Origin of the sequence: Mesorhizobium loti (genome assembly GCF_013170705.1) — a bacterium.
Classification (GTDB): Bacteria; Pseudomonadota; Alphaproteobacteria; order Rhizobiales; family Rhizobiaceae; genus Mesorhizobium; species Mesorhizobium loti_D.
In genome coordinates, this window is record NZ_CP033334.1 from 3,765,073 (window position 1) to 3,780,625 (window position 15,553).

Genomic DNA, 15,553 nt, shown 5'->3' on the forward strand with positions numbered 1-15,553 from the left:
TTGCCGTTAGCCGTTGAAACTTCTGGGCAAAAACCCGCTTCAGACCTGTGAATAAATTGTGGCGGGATGGTGTCGCGAGCGTGTCATGGCAGCGCTACCGTCACGAAGTCGATTTCGATTTTCGCGCCAATGCGGTTCAGCCTACCGCCTTCCAAGCACGCGTCCGTCGATTGTGAGAAGACCAAGTCCGATCAGCACCACGCCGCCGATCTCGAACAACTCCAGGCGTTCGCCGAGGAACAGAAAACCGAGCAGCATGGCGCTGGCCGGAACGATCAGCGTGACCAGCGAAGCGTTGGTGGCGCCGGCGGAGGCAACGAGGTTGAAATAGAGGATATAGGCAAAGGCGGTGGACAGGAGAGCCAGTGCCAGCACCGCCGCCCAGACCGGCGGCGAGGCCGAGAACAGTCCGGCCGGGCCGTATGTGAAGAGCACAATGGGGATCATGATGATGGTCGAGGCGGTCAGTTGCCCGGTGGCGATGACCGGCGAGGGCACGCCCTTGAACCGGCGGGCGATCATCAGCGCAATGCCATAGGACAGCGAGGCGCCGATCAGCGCGAATTTCGCCCAGACCGGGCCGCCAAGCCCGGCGAGCAGGCCAGGACCGATCATCACGGCGGTGCCGGCAACGCCGAGCGCGATGCCCGCGAGCTTGTTCCAGGAAAGCTTTTCGTCCGATGTCATCGCGTTGGCGAGGATCAGCGTCCAGAACGGCGTGGTTGCGTTGAGCACCGAGGCGACGCCGGCGCCAAGCTCGGTCTGGCCGGCGAAGATCAGCGAGAAGGGGACGACGTTGTTGGTGAAGGCCAGCAGGAAGAACAGGCCGGCATGCGGAAGCGCAAGGCGGAACGAGGGGCCGCGCAGGCCGAGATAGAGCTGCAGCGCGATCGCCGCGATGGCGACGCGAAACAGCACCAGCACCAGCGGATGAAGTTCGGCCACGGCGATGCGAGCGAAGAAGAACGAGCCACCCCAGATCGCGCCGAGCAGCAGCAATTGCCCCCAGTCGGCAAGCGTCATCGGTCCGCGCGGTGCTGATGTCGCGGCTATTGCCATGTCTATCGTCCTCCCCCAAGACAGGCCGTAATGCCGGCCCGGATGCAAGCCGGTCAGACACAAGGCATATCCGTTCCGGCGACAAGGGCCACCCGAAACCTGATCGGCGGCAAACGATGCCGCCAAAAATTAGCGCCGCTGCGTCAAAGGCACGAGACACAGAATTGTTTTCATTAGCCGCTAGCTTGGATTAATTGTGCGCAGGCTGAAGTCGAGGATTCGTCAATGCAGCGATTCGAGAATGCCCGCGAGGCGGCTCTGGCGCTTCGCCCGGACGATCCCGTCTATTGCTTCCGCCCGCGGGTGCTGAAGGCCGATGCCAGGCAGTTCATGGGTATGTTTCCCGGCAAGACCGCCTATGCGGTCAAGACCAATGGCGAGCAGATCGTGCTGAAGACGCTGGTCGAGGCCGGCGTCACCGCCTTCGACGTCGCTTCACCCGGCGAATTCGCGGCCGTGCGCGCCGTCTCGCCCGATGCCGAGATGCTCTACATGCACCCGGTCAAGGCGCAGTCGGATATCAAGCTGGCGCTGGAGAAATACGGCATCCGCGTCATCTCGCTCGACCATGAGGACGAGATCACCAAGCTGACCCGGGTGGTGCGGGCACTCGACATCGACCCGGGCTCGGTCAGCGTGTTCGTGCGGGTGCAGACCAAGGGGCATGCCGCCTACGAGCTGTCGAAGAAGTTCGGCGCCGGTCCGGCCTATGCCGTGGAACTGGCGGAACGGCTGAACCGTACGGGCTACAAGGTGGGCCTGTGTTTCCACGTCGGCAGCCAGATCGAGGATCCAGATACCTATGAGCGGGCGCTGGCTTCGGCCGACTGGGTGCGCAACCGGCTGGCCTTCGATATTGCGGGGCTCGACGTCGGCGGCGGCTTTCCCGCCGAATACGGCCATGATCCCAACCGCAAGCAGATCGAGATGCCCTCGCTCGGCCAGATCATGTCGCGGCTTTCCGGCGACCTGAAAGAGTACCAGTTCGACCAGATGCCGCTGGTGGCCGAGCCGGGCAGGGTGATCGTGGCGCGCTGCCTGTCGCTGATCGTGCGGGTGCTGCTGCGCAAGGGCAAACGGCTCTACATCAATGACGGCATCTGGGCGTCGCTGTCGGATTCCTGGACCGGCAAGATCACGCTGCCGGCGCGCTTCATTCCCGATCCGGCGATCAGGACCCGCAATGGCGATGAGAGCAAGATCGTGCCGTTCAAGGTCTGCGGCGCGACCTGCGATTCCGTCGATATCCTGTCGAGGCCATTCTGGCTGCCGGAAACCGTCGACACCGGCGACTGGATCGAGATCGGCCATATCGGCGCCTATTCGCTGTCGCTCAGGACCCGCTTCAACGGCTTTTATCCCGACACCTTCGTCGAGGTGACGACGCCGTTCGACGAGGGCGACGCGCCGCAGGGATTCGCGAGTTTGGAGACGATGGCGGATTAGGAACGAGAGTGAGTAGTCAGTAGTCAGTAGTCGTCAGTAGGGAATTCTCTAAATTCCACCACTCACTACTCACTCCCTTCACAGCTTCCCCAACAGGTCCGGCGTCGGCCAGCCGTCCACCGGCAGGCCGAGCCGCATCTGTTCCTTGCGGATGGCTTCGCGCGTGTTGGTGCCCAGAATGCCGTCGACAGTGCCGACGTCGTAGCCCCGGGCTTCGAGTTTGGTCTGCAGCGCCTTCATCTGCTCGTTGTCGAGGCCTTGTTCGGGGTTGCGCGGATCAAGCGGCGGCGCGCCGGCGAGCCTCGCGGCGAGATTGGCCGCGGTCAGCGCGTAGGTGAAGGACTGGTTCCATTCGAGATAGACATCGAAATTGTCATAGGTCAGGAAGGCTGGCCCCTTGCGGCCCATGGGCAGCGCAAGGCCGGCCTTGAGGCCCTTGTCGACGAGCGGCGAGCCGTCCGGATTGGTGACGCCCCACTGCGCCCACTGTGTCAGCGGCAATTTGTTGGTGCGCCCGGTCTGGTCCCAGGGCATCTCATCGGGCACCCGCACTTCCTGGATCCAGGGTTCGTCACGCTTCCAGCCGCGCGACAGCACTTTGTTGGCGGTGGTCATGATCACGTCGGGCACGCTGTTGCGCAGGTCGATCTTGCCGTCGCCGTCGCCATCGACGCCACGCGCCAGATAGTCCGAAGGCAGGATCTGCGTCTGACCGATTTCGCCGGCCCAGGCGCCCTTGACGTCGGCCGGCAGCACGCCACGGTCGATCAACTCCAGAAGCGGCACCAACTGTTGGCGGAAAAGTTGCGGGCGGCGGCAATCATGCGAAAGCGTCACCAGCGCGCTCAGCGTGTGGAAATCGCCCTGCACGGCGCCGAAATCGGTTTCGAGCGCCCAGAAGGCGGTGATGACAGGCGCCTGGACGCCGAACTGCTGGTCGGCACGGGCGAAGATGTCGGCGTATTTCTTCATGTTCGCCGCACCTTGCTTCAGGCGGTAGGCGGAGATCATGCGGTTGGAAAATTCGATGAAGGTCTGGGTGAAGACGCCCTGGGCGCGGTCGCGCGCCAGCGCCCTCTGGTCAAAGGTGGCATCTTCAAGCGCGTCGAGGCCGATGGCGCCGACACCGGCCGCCTTGGCTTCCGCCGCCACGCCCTGTTTCCAGGTTTCGAAGTCGCCGCCGCATTCCTGTGCCATCGCCGGCAGGGCCGTGGCGCACAGGAATAGCGCCGCGAGGGCTTGGGAACGCAGTCGCATCAGCTTCCTTCCGAAACGAAGAGGGCATTGTCGTGATTGGCTGGAAGCCCAACGCCCCGAATTACCAGCGGTTGCACTTTTTTGCCGCTGGCTGTGTCGAAAAGCAGGCGGCAGGCCCGGTGTCAACGGTTCTTCTGCCACAGTTCCTTGTTCAAGGCGGCTCGGCTGGCGTTGAACCCGGTTCAACGGGAACCCTGCTGGAGTGATTTGATCAAAGACCTAGCTGCCGTTGAACCCGGTTCAACGGGAACCCTGCTGGAGTGCTTTGGCCGAGGATTCGCTGCCGTTGAACCTGGTTCAGCGGGTGTTCTGCCGCAGCCATTTGTTCCAGGCGGCCTCGCTGCCGTTGAAGACGTTGATGTCGGACTTGCCGGTCATGCCCGGAACGATGCCGGTGCCGGTGTACTGCCAGAAGGTGAAGGGATGGCTGCCATACTTCTCGCGCGGGTGGCCGGCGACGGAGCGTAGCCAGTAGGGGTAACCGCGGAAGCTCGAGAGCTCGTTGTCGTCGAAGAAATCGACCGAGGTGTAGATGATCGGCTTCTTGCCGTAGTGCCGCTCGACGATTTCGAGGAAGGTGGTCATTTCCGCGCGCACCGTGGCCGGGTCGGGTCGTAACCTGCAGGTCGGGGATTTCGGGTTCCATTCCATGTCGAGCACCGGCGGCATGGCGGATCGGTCGACGGGAACATTCTGGATGAACCAGCGTGCCTGCTGGGCGGCCGGAGTGCAGAAATAGAAGAAATGATAGGCCGCGCGCGGAACGCCGGCGGCCTTCGTGCGCGACCAGTGCTCGTTGAAATACTCATCGAAGCGGTCGCCACCCTCCGTCGCCTTGATGAAGGCGAAGGAAATGCCGCTGGCCTTGGCGGTCGGCCAATCGACCGAGGTCTGGTATTTCGACACGTCGGTGCCGTGGACGGCATAGTTCCAGGGCGCGCCACTGTCCCATTCATGCGGCTTGGAATCGGCGAAGCGCGGCGCGCGCACGGCCACCGTCGGGCTACTGGAAGCGGACGGCGACAGCGGCGAGAGATCGTCCACCGTCGAGCAGGCGCCAAGCAGTGTCAGCATGAAAAGGGCCGCAAGACGGCGCATCGCAACTTCCAAGCCGGAATCAGCCGGTCGCTGATGGGTCTGTGAACCGATGGCCGACGACTGGTCGAGCCCCCTCCAGGCGATCGCCCCACAGCATCGCCCAGCATATCCATTTCTGTGCATGTCGTTGTCCCAAAACCGCTATGCGGTCTAGGGCGGCATGCATCCCCCGTGATCGCCGATCATGGTTGATAATCCGTTGACGGCGCTCGACAAGTATCCCGATTTGCGGAAGCAATGGCGGCAAATCGATGACATAAGGTCGGGCGAAAGCCCGGGAGGATGCGGATGCGGATCGTCGTCAAGATCGTCAGATGGGTGCTTGGCCTGATCGTGCTGGCGGTCGTCGCGCTGTTTGCCTGGCTTTACATCGCGCCACCCGAACTGATCCGCGTCGGCTCCGGCTATTCGGCCAAGATCGTCTGCTCCAACGTCTTCATAGCCGGGCGCGATCCCAATGAGGTGCTTGCCGTCGACGTGCAGGCGCCCGGACACCCGCTGCTGCGGCTGATGCGGGTCTCGGTCGACAAGAACCGGGGCACGGTCTCCGCCGGCCTGCTTGGCTTCCTCGGCAAAAGCGAGGCGGTTTCCCGCGATGGATTGGGCTGCACCTCGATACCCGACGGCGATGTCGGCAAGGCGCGGCGCACGGCGGTCCATGGCGAAACGTCGGCTGCCAGCCAGGACACGCTGTGGCCCGAGGGCGAGCGGGTCGAGGCATCGCAGGATCCGGTGATCGGCAAGCTGCTGGACGACGCGGCGCTGACCGGTACCGGCATGCGCGCGCTGGTCGTGGTCAAGAACGGCCGCGTCGTCGCCGAACGCTATGGCAACGGTTTTTCCGCCAAGACGCCGCTGCTTGGCTGGTCGATGACCAAGACGGTGAACGCCGCCATCATCGGCACGCTGGTCAAGGACGGCAAGATGGCCGTCGACAACAAGGGCCTGTTCGCGCCGTGGAAGGCGGATGGCCGCGCCGCCATCAGCCTTGCCGACATGATGGCGATGTCGAGCGGGCTGCAGTTCAACGAGGATTATGGCGACGTCGCCGACGTCACGCGCATGCTCTATCTCGAGCCCGACATGGCGGGCTTTGCCATATCCAAGCCGTTGGTGGGCGAGGTCGGCAAGGTGTTCTCCTATTCGAGCGGCACCGCGGTGATGCTGTCGCGGCTGTGGCAGGATGCGATCGGCGACAAGGCCAAGGCGCTGACATGGCCGCGCACGGCGCTGTTCGAGCCGCTCGGCATGCACAGCGCCGTGCTCGAAACCGACGAGCAGGGCACGTTCGTCGGCTCATCCTATCTCTACGCCACGGCGCATGATTGGGCCCGCTTCGGGCAGTTCCTGCTGCAAGGCGGGGTCTGGAACGGCAACCAAATCCTGCCGGCCGGCTTCGTCGACTGGATGCGCGAGCCGGCGCCGGCCTCGAAGGTCTACGGCAAGGGCCAGTTGTGGATCGAGGCGCCGGGCGACGAGGAAAATCCCGGCGCCGGTGTCGCGGCAGGCCTGCCCAAGGATACCTACTGGATGGAAGGCCATGACGGCCAGACGGTCACCATCATTCCGTCGGAGCAATTGGTGATCGTGCGGCTGGGGCTGACACCGGCCAAGCTCGGCTATCGCCCGCAGGCGATGGTGGGTGCGCTGGTGAAGGCGCTGCATTAGCTCTCTTTACCCTCCCCTTGATGGGGAGGGTCGGCGCGCAGCGCCGGGGTGGGGTGCCTAGCGCTTCATCCCCACCCGCGCCTTCGGCGCGACCTCCTCCATCGAGGGGGGAGGCAAGGTTGCGCGGCCCGATCACCGCCAGCCAGGCATAGCCGCGATAAAGCGTGCGGAAACGGAAGGTTGCGCCGGTTCGCCGAGATTCCGATTCCAGAACCTCGCGCAGCGATTCACGTGGCGAGACGTGAAATTTCCTCAGCCAGCCGCGCAGCAGAGTCTGGAACCAGTTGGGCAGGCCTTCCTGCTGACCGAAATCGACGACATGCAGCGAGCCGTTGGGGGCCAGCGCAGCAAGGGCTGCCGACACCGTCTTTTCCCATCCCGGGATCATCGACAGCGAATAGGACACGAAGACGCGGTCGAAGCGCTCGATGCCGTAGAGGGAGCCCGCATCGAAATCGGTGGCGTCGCCCCGTGCCAGCGTGACGCGGCCGGACAGGCCTTCGCGGTCGATCGCCTTGCGGGCGGTCTCCAGCATCTCGGCCGAGATATCGAGGCCGAAGAAGCGGGCGTCGGGATAGCGACGGGCGGCGAGGATGATGTTGCGGCCGGTGCCGCAGCCGAGTTCCAGCACGGTGCCGCCCGCCGGTACATCCAGTCCATCGATCAGCCGGTCGCGGCCGAGCAGGTAGTATTTGCGGGTCAGGTCGTAGATATGGCGTTGCCAGCGATAGACGCCGTCCATCAGTTCGGCGTGGCTGGCCTTGAATTCGGGGCTGGCCGGTAGCTCCGTCGTGCTCATGCCGGGCGCTTCACATAGAGGTGGAAGCCACCATAGATGGCCGAGCGATCGCGGGCCGAGAATTCGCGCGACGCCTCGTCCTGATAGTCCCACTGATCGAGCAGAGAGGTCGAGACACGGCCCGGCAGCAGGCTGGGTTCGGCGGCTGTGCGGAAGATGACGCGGGCCCCAGCGGAGGCGGTGCGGCTGATTTCCGACCACAGCGCATTGAGCTGATCAGCGGTCATCCAATCCTGCGCGTCGAGCAGGATGAAGCGGTCGACCGTGCCGGCATCCTTGCCGGCCAGGAATTCGATCAGATTGGCATGGTGGATGGCGACGCGGTCGATATTGCCGCGGATGGTGTCGTAGTTCTGCTTTTCCAGATAGGCGGGCAGGGCGGCCTCGCCGGGATTTGGATAGCGGCGGGCAAAGGCCTGCCAGGCGAAGTAATTGTTCTCCAGGGGAAAGTCGCAGGCGAGCTTTTCCAGCCGGGCCTTCAGCACGCTGGCCATGGTGCCGTCGCCGGAGGTGATCAGGGAATCATACTGCGCCGGCGGAATGCCGAGGCCGAACAGAGAAGCCTTGCGCGACGTCGCCCATTTCAGGAGCTTCTTGTCGAAGACCGGCGCCAGCTCCTCGTTGAAGAAGCGGCGCTGTTCGCCGATGTTCCTGGCTTCCATCATGCGGGCCGGGTTGACGCCGAAGAATTTGGCTGTGCGGTGGCCCATGGCGATGAACAGGCCAAGCAGGCCGGTCTGGTAGAAATTGCGGTCGAAGACACCGATGCGCCTGATGCCGCGCCAGTTGCGGCGCTCCCAGTAGTGGCGGCTCACCGGGTCGAGATGCGGCGCGATGAAACGGTCATAAGCTTGCGAATTGTGGCTGGTGTCGGCGGCGCCGAAGAAGCGGAACAGGTCGCCCTGCGAGGGCAGGCGGCGCACCGCTTCCAGCTTCATGCGGTTCAGCGCGATGTGCGCGGCGTTGAGGTCGACGGCGTCGATCCGTGCCGGCGAGCGGGTGAGGTAGGCCAGGATGTTGCAGCCACCGGAAGCGATCGTGACGATGCGGTGACCCTGGCCAAGCTGCATGGCCTCCATGTCGACATCGGGGTCTTCCCAGATCTGCGGATAGACGAGGCCGGAGAACAGAAGGGCGAACAGCCGCTCCGAGATGCCGGCTTTGGAAAGCGCGCGGTTCTGGTAGACGGCCTTTCCAACTTCCTTGCCGCGGCGAAAAACCAGATCCGAGGAGACGTCCGTCATGACAAAGTGATTCCCCATTTGCTTTGGCGCAAGCGGGTAGCGCAGGGTCATGACAGGCCGGTGACAGGCTGTTGACGTGTTCTTTACAGCTTGCCAAACCCACCCGGTGTCGGCGTCGTCAGGATAACTGCCTCACCGGCATCAAGCATGGTCTGGTCGCAGGCCTTCAGCACGTCGACCGTCCCGTCCTTGCGGCGCACCTTGGTCGAGCCGACCTCGCCATCCCCGCCACCGTCCAGCCCCCGCGGCGGGCGGTTGCGGTGCGAGGACAGGATCGCGCATTCCATCTTCTCGAGGAAGCGTATGGTGCGTTTGGTGCCGTCGCCGGCATCCCACTTACCCTTGCCGCCGGAGCCCTCGCGGATGTGGAAATCCTCCAGCACCACGGGAAAGCGCAGTTCCAGCACCTCGGGATCGGTGAGGCGCGAATTGGTCATGTGGGTATGCACGCCGGAGGTGCCGGCAAAGCCGCGGCCGGAATTCATCTGGCCTGCCGGCGAGCCGGAACAGATCGTCTCGTAGTACTGGTACTTCTTGTTGCCGAAGGTCAAATTGTTCATCGTTCCCTGCGCATTGGCCATGGCGCCCATGGCGCCGAACAGCGCATTGGTGACATGCTGCGAGGTCTCGACATTGCCTGCGACGACAGCGGCGGGGTAGGCGGGCTTCAGCATGCAGCCATCGGGAATGACGATATTGATTGGCCGCAGGCACCCGGCATTCATCGGGATCATGTCCTCGACCATGACGCGGAAGGCGTAGAGGACCGCCGCGCGGGCGACGGGCTCCGGCGCGTTGAAATTGTTCTTCATGACAGGTGACGTGCCGGTGAAGTCGACTGTCGCCTCGCGCTTTTGCCGGTCGACCGATATCTTCACCTTGATCACCTGGCCGGTATCCGTGGAGTATTCATAGGCCGACGTGTCCGGCAGCCGCTCGATCACCCGCCGCACGCTTTCGGCGGCGTTGTCCTGGACGTGCCCCATATAGGCCTCGACGACATCAAGGCCGAAATGCGCGACCATCTTGCGCAACTCGGCGACGCCTTTCTCGTTGGCGGCGATCTGCGCCTTGAGGTCGGCGATGTTCTGATGCGGGTTGCGGGCCGGGTAGGGGTGATCGGTCAGCAGCGTCTGCAGTTCCGTCTCGCGGAAGCGGCCGCGGTCGACGATGCGGAAATTGTCGAACAGCACGCCTTCCTCGTCCACCGTGGTGGCCAGCGGCGTCATCGAGCCGGGCGCGGTGCCGCCAATATCGGCGTGGTGGCCGCGCGAGGCAACGTAGAAGAGAATTTCCTCCCCCCTTGAGGGGGAGGTGGCGGCGAAGCCGCCGGAGGGGGGCGGATCGACCGGGCTCGGCGCTCTTGCGGTGCCTTCTGAGAGGACCCCACCCGGCCGCTGCGCGGCCACCCTCCCCTCGAGGGGGAGGGAAAAGACGGGCGTCACCACCGTGATGTCGGGCAGATGCGTGCCGCCATTATAAGGCGCGTTGAGGGCAAAGACGTCGCCGGGGTGGATGTCGCCGGAGTTCAGCCGGATGATGGTTTCGACCGAACGGTCCATCGAGCCGAGGTGCACCGGCATATGCGGCGCGTTGGCGACCAGCGCCCCGGTGTGGTCGAAGACGGCGCAGGAAAAATCCAGCCTTTCCTTGATGTTGACGGAGTAGGCGGTGTTCTGCAAGGTGACACCCATCTGCTCGGCGATCGACATGAACAGGTTGTTGAAGACTTCGAGCATCACCGGGTCGGCCGATGTGCCAAGGGCGGCGGCCCGCGCCTTCCTTTCGGTGCGGCGGATCACGACGTGGTTGAGGTTGGTGATTTCGGCCCGCCAGCCCGGTTCGACAACGATGGTCTGGTTCGGTTCGATGATGAGAGCGGGGCCCGGGACCAGATTGGATGGGCGCAGGTTTTCGCGACGATGGATGCCGGCTTCATGCCACCGGCCTTCGGTGTAGATGCGCCGCGTTCCAGAAGCGCCAGCTTCAATCCTCGCAGGTCCGGCGGGCGCATAGGCTTCGGCGCTGCTCTCGTCTATTTCGCTGCCCTCGACGCCGACCGTCTCGACGATCATCGGCTTGTCGTCATAGACGAAGCCGAATTGCGCCTTGTGGGCGATTTCGAAATCGCGCTTCGCCTGGAAAATCGAGTCGCTTTCGAAATTCACCGGCAGTGTCGTGTCGGTGCCGTCATAGCGGATGTGCAGCACGGGCCTGGTCGCAACCTTGTCCTCGGCGATCCCTTGGGCCGCAAGCTCGGCGATGACGGCCTTTTTCAGGATGGCGATGAGGCTGCCGATCTCCGTTCTGGATTCTTCGGCAAGCGGCTTGAGCAATGCCTGCTGGCGCGAGGCAAAGACGGACGCCAGGCCGATCCCGTAAGCCGAAAGCAGGCCGGAGAAGGGATGGATCAGCACCGCCTCCATGCCGAGCGCATCGGCGACCAGGCATGCGTGCTGGCCGCCGGCGCCGCCGAAGCAGTTCAGCAGATATTCGGTGACGTCGTAGCCGCGCTGCACGGAAATCTTCTTGATGGCGTTGGCCATGTTCTCGACGGCGATGGTGACGAAGCCTTCGGCAACCGCCTCCGGCGAGCGGCCATCGCCGATTTCGGCGGCAAGGGCCGCGAATTTCGCGCGCACCGTTCCGACGTCGAGCGGCTGGTCCTGGCCGGGACCGAAGATCGCCGGGAAGAAATCGGGCTGCAGCTTGCCGAGCATCACGTTGGCGTCGGTGACGGCCAGCGGGCCGCCGCGCCGGTAGGCGGCGGGGCCGGGATTGGCGCCCGCGGAGTCCGGTCCGGCGCGAAAACGGCCGGCCTCGTAATGCAGGATCGAACCACCGCCGGCGGCGACGGTGTGGATGCGCATCATCGGGGCGCGGACGCGCACGCCGGCGACCTCCGTGTCGAAAGCGCGTTCGTACTCGCCATCATAGTGGGCGACGTCGGTGGACGTACCGCCCATGTCGAAGCCGATGACCTTGTCGAAGCCGGCGAGCTTCGCCGTCTCGACCATGCCGACAACGCCGCCAGCCGGACCCGACAGCAGCGCGTCCTTGCCCTGGAACATGTCGGCGGCGGTGAGGCCACCCGAGGACATCATGAACATGAGATGGGGACTTTCCCTCCCCCTTGAGGGGAGGGTCGCGGCAAAGCCGCCGGGTGGGGTCGGTTCAACCGGGCTCAACGTTCTGCCTCCCGAGAGGACCCCCTCTGGCTGCTTCGCGGCTTGCCCTTCGCTATGGTTCCGGGCGTTCGTTGCTGAAAAAGCCAAATCGTTGGCTTTTTCCCGGCCTTCGGCCGATCGCCCCAACTCGAGAGGGGAGAGGACGCCGAGCTCCAGCCCGACCTTCCGCACATACCGCGACAGGATGGGCGACAGATAGGCGTCGACCACGGTGGTGTCGCCGCGGCCGACCAGCTTGATCAGCGGCGAGACCTCGTGGCTGACCGAGACCTGGCTGAAACCCAGCTTGCGGCAGACCTTTGCCACCGCCTTCTCGTGGTCGGGGTATTTCCAGGCGTGCATGAAGACGATTGCGACGGCATCGATGCCGTCGGCCTTCGCCTGCTCGATCGCCGGCCGGCAAGCGGCGATGTCGAGCAGCCGTTCGACGCAGCCATCGGCCAGCACGCGTTCGTCGATCTCGATGACGCGCTCATAGAGCTGCTCGGGAAGGATGATTTCCTTGGCGAAGATATCGGGCCGCGCCTGGTAGGCGATCCTGAGCGCATCGCGAAACCCCTTGGTGATGAGCAGGAGCACGCGGTCGCCCTTGCGCTCCAGAAGCGCGTTGGTCGCGACCGTGGTGCCCATCTTGATATCGCCGATCAGGCCGGATGGGATCGTGGCGCCCGATTCAACGCCGAGCAGGTCGCGGATGCCCTGGATGGCGGCATCGGCATAGGCTTCGGGGTTTTCCGAAAGCAGTTTGCGCGGGTGCAGCCGCCCTTGCGGGTCACGGCCGATGACATCCGTGAAGGTGCCGCCGCGATCGATCCAGAAATCCCATTTCGCGGCCATGGCTGTCGTCTCCGGCATTTCGTTTCAGGTTTCGTTGTTAATGCGCCAACGCGCCGGCAGCAACGCATCCCGTTGATGTTACATGCAGAAACGCAACGTTACGAAACTCATGACCGCGTGGTGCATTGTCTGTCCGAGCGCTCACGCAATTCGGGCGTGTATTGAAGGAGAGATATTATGAAAAAGCTCATTCTAGCTTCCGTGTCCGCCCTTGCCCTGCTGGGCGTCGCAGCCTGCAGCGACAGCGGCACAGACAAGACCACCACGCAGAGCACCAATCCGCCGGCTGCCGAGCAGCCGATGAAGCCCGCGGCACCGGCTGACAATTCGACCAAGCCTGCCGAGCCGGCTCCGGCAACGCCCGCTCCTGCGCCCGCGCAGTAGTTTGTAAGCAGTAAAAGTGTCTTGGGAGGAAGGGCCGGCGTTTCGCCGGCCTTTTCTTGCTAGGGGTAGCCAGACCGACAAAGTGCCTCTCGATCACGGACCCGGACAGGCCGTTATTGGCTTGATAGCGGGGACCGGTTGGCTCTATGAAGCGGGCCATGTCGATTTGGGATCGCCTCGGCGAATTTATCACTCGGGTATCGTCTTCAGCGACGTCGGGCGTTGCCGACGTCGTCGAGGCCGTGCGCACGGTATTCTCCGGAGATGCGGATCTGCGCCGCCGCGTCGCCTTCTCGGTGGCGATGATCGCGCTATCGGCCAAGATGGCCAAGGCAGACGGCATCGTCACCCAGGACGAGGTGCGCGCCTTCCAGGAAATATTCGAAGTGCCGCCGAAGGAGACGCGCAACGTCGCAAGGCTGTTCGATCTCGCCCAGAAGGACGTGGCCGGGTTCGAAACCTATGCCGAGCGCATGGCACAGCTGTGCGGTTCCGGTCATTCCAATTGCGTCATGCTGGAAGACATACTCGACGGCCTGTTCCATATCGCCAAGGCCGATGGGCTGGTGCACGAGCGCGAAGGCATCTTCCTGCACCGTATCGCCGAGATATTCCGGATCGACGAAGCGCATTACGAATCGATCCTGGCCCGCCACGTCAATCTTGGCGCCGGCGATCCCTACGTCGTGCTCGGCATCGAGCGCGGCAAGCCGTTCGAGGAGGTCAAGAAGCGGTATCGCAAGCTGGTTTCCGACAATCACCCGGACCGGCTGATCGCGCGCGGCCTGCCGCAGGAATTCATCAAGATCGCGACGACCAGGGTCGCGGCGATCAACGCCGCCTATGAAATGATCGAGCGGGGCCTGCGACACGTATGAGCGGCTTCCTGCCTGACGAGCCGAGCGCCGAGGTCAGGGTGTCGCCGAATTTCGGGCCAAGGCGCGATATGCTGAAGCCCGACATGATCGTGCTGCACTATACCGGCATGGCGACAGGGGCCGGGGCGGAGGCATGGCTGTGCGATCCGGCGAGCGAAGTCTCGTCGCATTATCTCGTCCATGAGAACGGCCACATCGTGCAGATGGTCAGGGAAAGCGACCGCGCGTGGCACGCTGGCAAGAGCTCCTGGTTCGGGCGCACCGACATCAATTCCTGCTCGGTCGGCATCGAGATCGTCAATCCTGGACATTCGCTGGGCTATCCCGGCTTCCGCCGTCGCCAGATCAATGCGGTGATCGGCCTGTGCAAGGGGATTGCCGGGCGGCATGCGATCCCCGCCAGGCGCGTGCTGGCGCATTCCGATGTGGCGCCGGGTCGCAAGATCGATCCGGGCGAGAAGTTCCCGTGGACTGCTCTGTTCGAGGCCGGTGTCGGCCATCTGGTGCCGGCGGCACCCGTCAGGCGCGGAGCCGCGCTGAAGCCCGGCGAAAACGGTGCCGATGTCGAGGCACTGCAGTCGATGCTGGCGCTCTATGGCTATGGTGTTGAGATATCGGGCATTTTCGACCACCAGACAAGGATTGTCGTCGAGGCCTTCCAACGGCATTTCCGACCCCGCCTGGTTGACGGGCTGGCCGACGGCTCGACGATGCGCACGCTGCAAAAATTGCTTGCTTCCATAAGCGGCTGACCCAGGGTCAAGGCGCTGCCCAAGTAATCTTCTCCCTGAATCAGGTTACAAACTGTCACTCAAAGTGACTTGCCTCGCCTTCATTGGCGCCAAATCGGGCTTCAAAGGGCAATTCGTACAGTTTGTCGGACGTCTTTCCCCCCGGATGTTCCGATACTAATCAAGCCGCGCCGTGCGAAGATCTTCGAACGGTCCAGACAGAACAGGATCACATGCAGAAATTGACCGTTGTAACGGCAGCTCTTGCTGCCGGCGTAATGACTTTTGCCTTCAGTGCGGCTGACGCCGCGCCGTTGAGCCCACGGGCCGATCAGGGGGTGGTCATTGCGACCGCCAAGGGCAAGGCCATTTCGGCCAAAAGCAGCAAGAGTGCGAAGGCAACGACGAAGCAGGCTTCCGCCAAGGTGGAAAAGGCCAGCTGGGCCAAGGCGCAGAAATCCACCCCCAAAAGGCAGACGAAGCGTGGCCGCAAGACCATCGACATGACGACGACGGCCTCGATCGGCCTCAGGAATGTCGCCGCGTCGACGGCGGCGGTAGCCAGCGGCGGCCAGTATTCAGCGATCGTTGCCCGCTATGCGGCAAGCTACGGCGTTCCGGTGTCGCTGGCGCACGCCGTCATCAAGATCGAGAGCAACTACCGGCCGAACATGGTCGGCGGCGCCGGCGAGATCGGCCTGATGCAGATCAAGCCGGCGACGGCGCGGATGATGGGCTATAACGGCTCGGCCAAAGGCCTGTTCGATCCCGACACCAACATCAAATACGGCATGAAGTACCTCGCCTTGGCGCAGAATCTTGGCGGTGGCACGACCTGCGGCACGATCCTGAAATACAATGCTGGCCATGCCGCGACGCGCATGAACCCCATCTCGGCCGCCTATTGCAGCAAGGTCAAGGTTCAGATGGCGGCGCTTTGACCGCAAGTTGCGAGAGCCGGCGG

The 15,553-nt window shown here is 63.7% G+C and carries 11 protein-coding genes and 1 pseudogene; 6 read left to right on the forward strand and 6 right to left on the reverse strand.

What is annotated here, in order from left to right:
* Nucleotides 1-141: 141 nt before the first annotated feature.
* The gene (locus tag EB815_RS18335) at nucleotides 142-1,059 is read right to left on the reverse strand and encodes a DMT family transporter (RefSeq protein ID WP_056573335.1); all 918 of its coding nucleotides are present in this window, start codon (nucleotides 1,057-1,059) and stop codon (nucleotides 142-144) included.
* 225 nt (nucleotides 1,060-1,284) lie between these two features.
* On the opposite strand from EB815_RS18335, the gene EB815_RS18340 reads away from it, so the two are divergent.
* On the forward strand, nucleotides 1,285-2,505 hold the full coding sequence (locus EB815_RS18340) for an alanine racemase (RefSeq protein WP_056573332.1): 1,221 nt from the start codon (nucleotides 1,285-1,287) through the stop codon (nucleotides 2,503-2,505).
* 78 nt (nucleotides 2,506-2,583) lie between these two features.
* Here the strand turns inward: EB815_RS18340 and EB815_RS18345 are convergent, their stop codons facing one another.
* Together EB815_RS18345 and EB815_RS18350 are read right to left on the reverse strand one after the other, a co-directional pair.
* Nucleotides 2,584-3,762 carry a lytic murein transglycosylase gene (locus EB815_RS18345; protein WP_056573329.1) on the reverse strand — a complete coding sequence of 393 codons (1,179 nt, stop codon included), beginning with the start codon at nucleotides 3,760-3,762 and terminating at the stop codon, nucleotides 2,584-2,586.
* 297 nt (nucleotides 3,763-4,059) lie between these two features.
* Nucleotides 4,060-4,860 (reverse strand): glycoside hydrolase family 25 protein, encoded by an 801-nt coding sequence (locus EB815_RS18350; RefSeq protein ID WP_056573324.1) that lies wholly within the window; start codon nucleotides 4,858-4,860, stop codon nucleotides 4,060-4,062.
* Nucleotides 4,861-5,148: 288 nt separating this feature from the next.
* Between EB815_RS18350 and EB815_RS18355 the strand changes: the two genes are divergently transcribed.
* Nucleotides 5,149-6,528, forward strand: coding sequence for a serine hydrolase domain-containing protein (locus EB815_RS18355; RefSeq protein ID WP_056573538.1), 1,380 nt, complete (start codon nucleotides 5,149-5,151; stop codon nucleotides 6,526-6,528).
* A gap of 130 nt (nucleotides 6,529-6,658) precedes the next feature.
* On the opposite strand, the pseudogene EB815_RS18360 reads toward EB815_RS18355, so the two are convergent.
* From EB815_RS18360 to EB815_RS18370, 3 genes and pseudogenes are all read right to left on the reverse strand, one after another.
* Nucleotides 6,659-7,327: pseudogene (locus EB815_RS18360) on the reverse strand (class I SAM-dependent methyltransferase); the annotation flags it as partial.
* The gene (locus tag EB815_RS18365) at nucleotides 7,324-8,622 is read right to left on the reverse strand and encodes a DUF3419 family protein (RefSeq protein WP_056573317.1); all 1,299 of its coding nucleotides are present in this window, start codon (nucleotides 8,620-8,622) and stop codon (nucleotides 7,324-7,326) included. The pseudogene EB815_RS18360 and the gene EB815_RS18365, both read right to left, overlap by 4 nt.
* Before the next feature lie 32 nt (nucleotides 8,623-8,654).
* Nucleotides 8,655-12,596 (reverse strand): hydantoinase B/oxoprolinase family protein, encoded by a 3,942-nt coding sequence (locus tag EB815_RS18370; RefSeq protein ID WP_065005565.1) that lies wholly within the window; start codon nucleotides 12,594-12,596, stop codon nucleotides 8,655-8,657.
* Nucleotides 12,597-12,773: 177 nt separating this feature from the next.
* Here EB815_RS18370 and EB815_RS18375 point away from each other — a divergent pair, with 177 nt between their 5' ends.
* The 4 genes from EB815_RS18375 (at nucleotide 12,774) to EB815_RS18390 (ending at nucleotide 15,530) form a co-directional block, all read left to right on the forward strand.
* Nucleotides 12,774-12,980, forward strand: coding sequence for a hypothetical protein (locus EB815_RS18375; protein WP_027044745.1), 207 nt, complete (start codon nucleotides 12,774-12,776; stop codon nucleotides 12,978-12,980).
* A gap of 158 nt (nucleotides 12,981-13,138) precedes the next feature.
* On the forward strand, nucleotides 13,139-13,858 hold the full coding sequence (locus EB815_RS18380; protein ID WP_056573535.1) for a J domain-containing protein: 720 nt from the start codon (nucleotides 13,139-13,141) through the stop codon (nucleotides 13,856-13,858).
* Nucleotides 13,855-14,610, forward strand: a complete 756-nt coding sequence (locus EB815_RS18385) for an N-acetylmuramoyl-L-alanine amidase (protein ID WP_056573311.1) — start codon at nucleotides 13,855-13,857, stop codon at nucleotides 14,608-14,610. The genes EB815_RS18380 and EB815_RS18385 overlap by 4 nt, the downstream gene beginning before the upstream one ends.
* A gap of 212 nt (nucleotides 14,611-14,822) precedes the next feature.
* Entirely contained in the window at nucleotides 14,823-15,530 is a 708-nt protein-coding gene (locus EB815_RS18390; protein WP_056573308.1) for a lytic transglycosylase domain-containing protein, read from the forward strand.
* The last annotated feature ends 23 nt before the right edge of the window (nucleotides 15,531-15,553 follow it).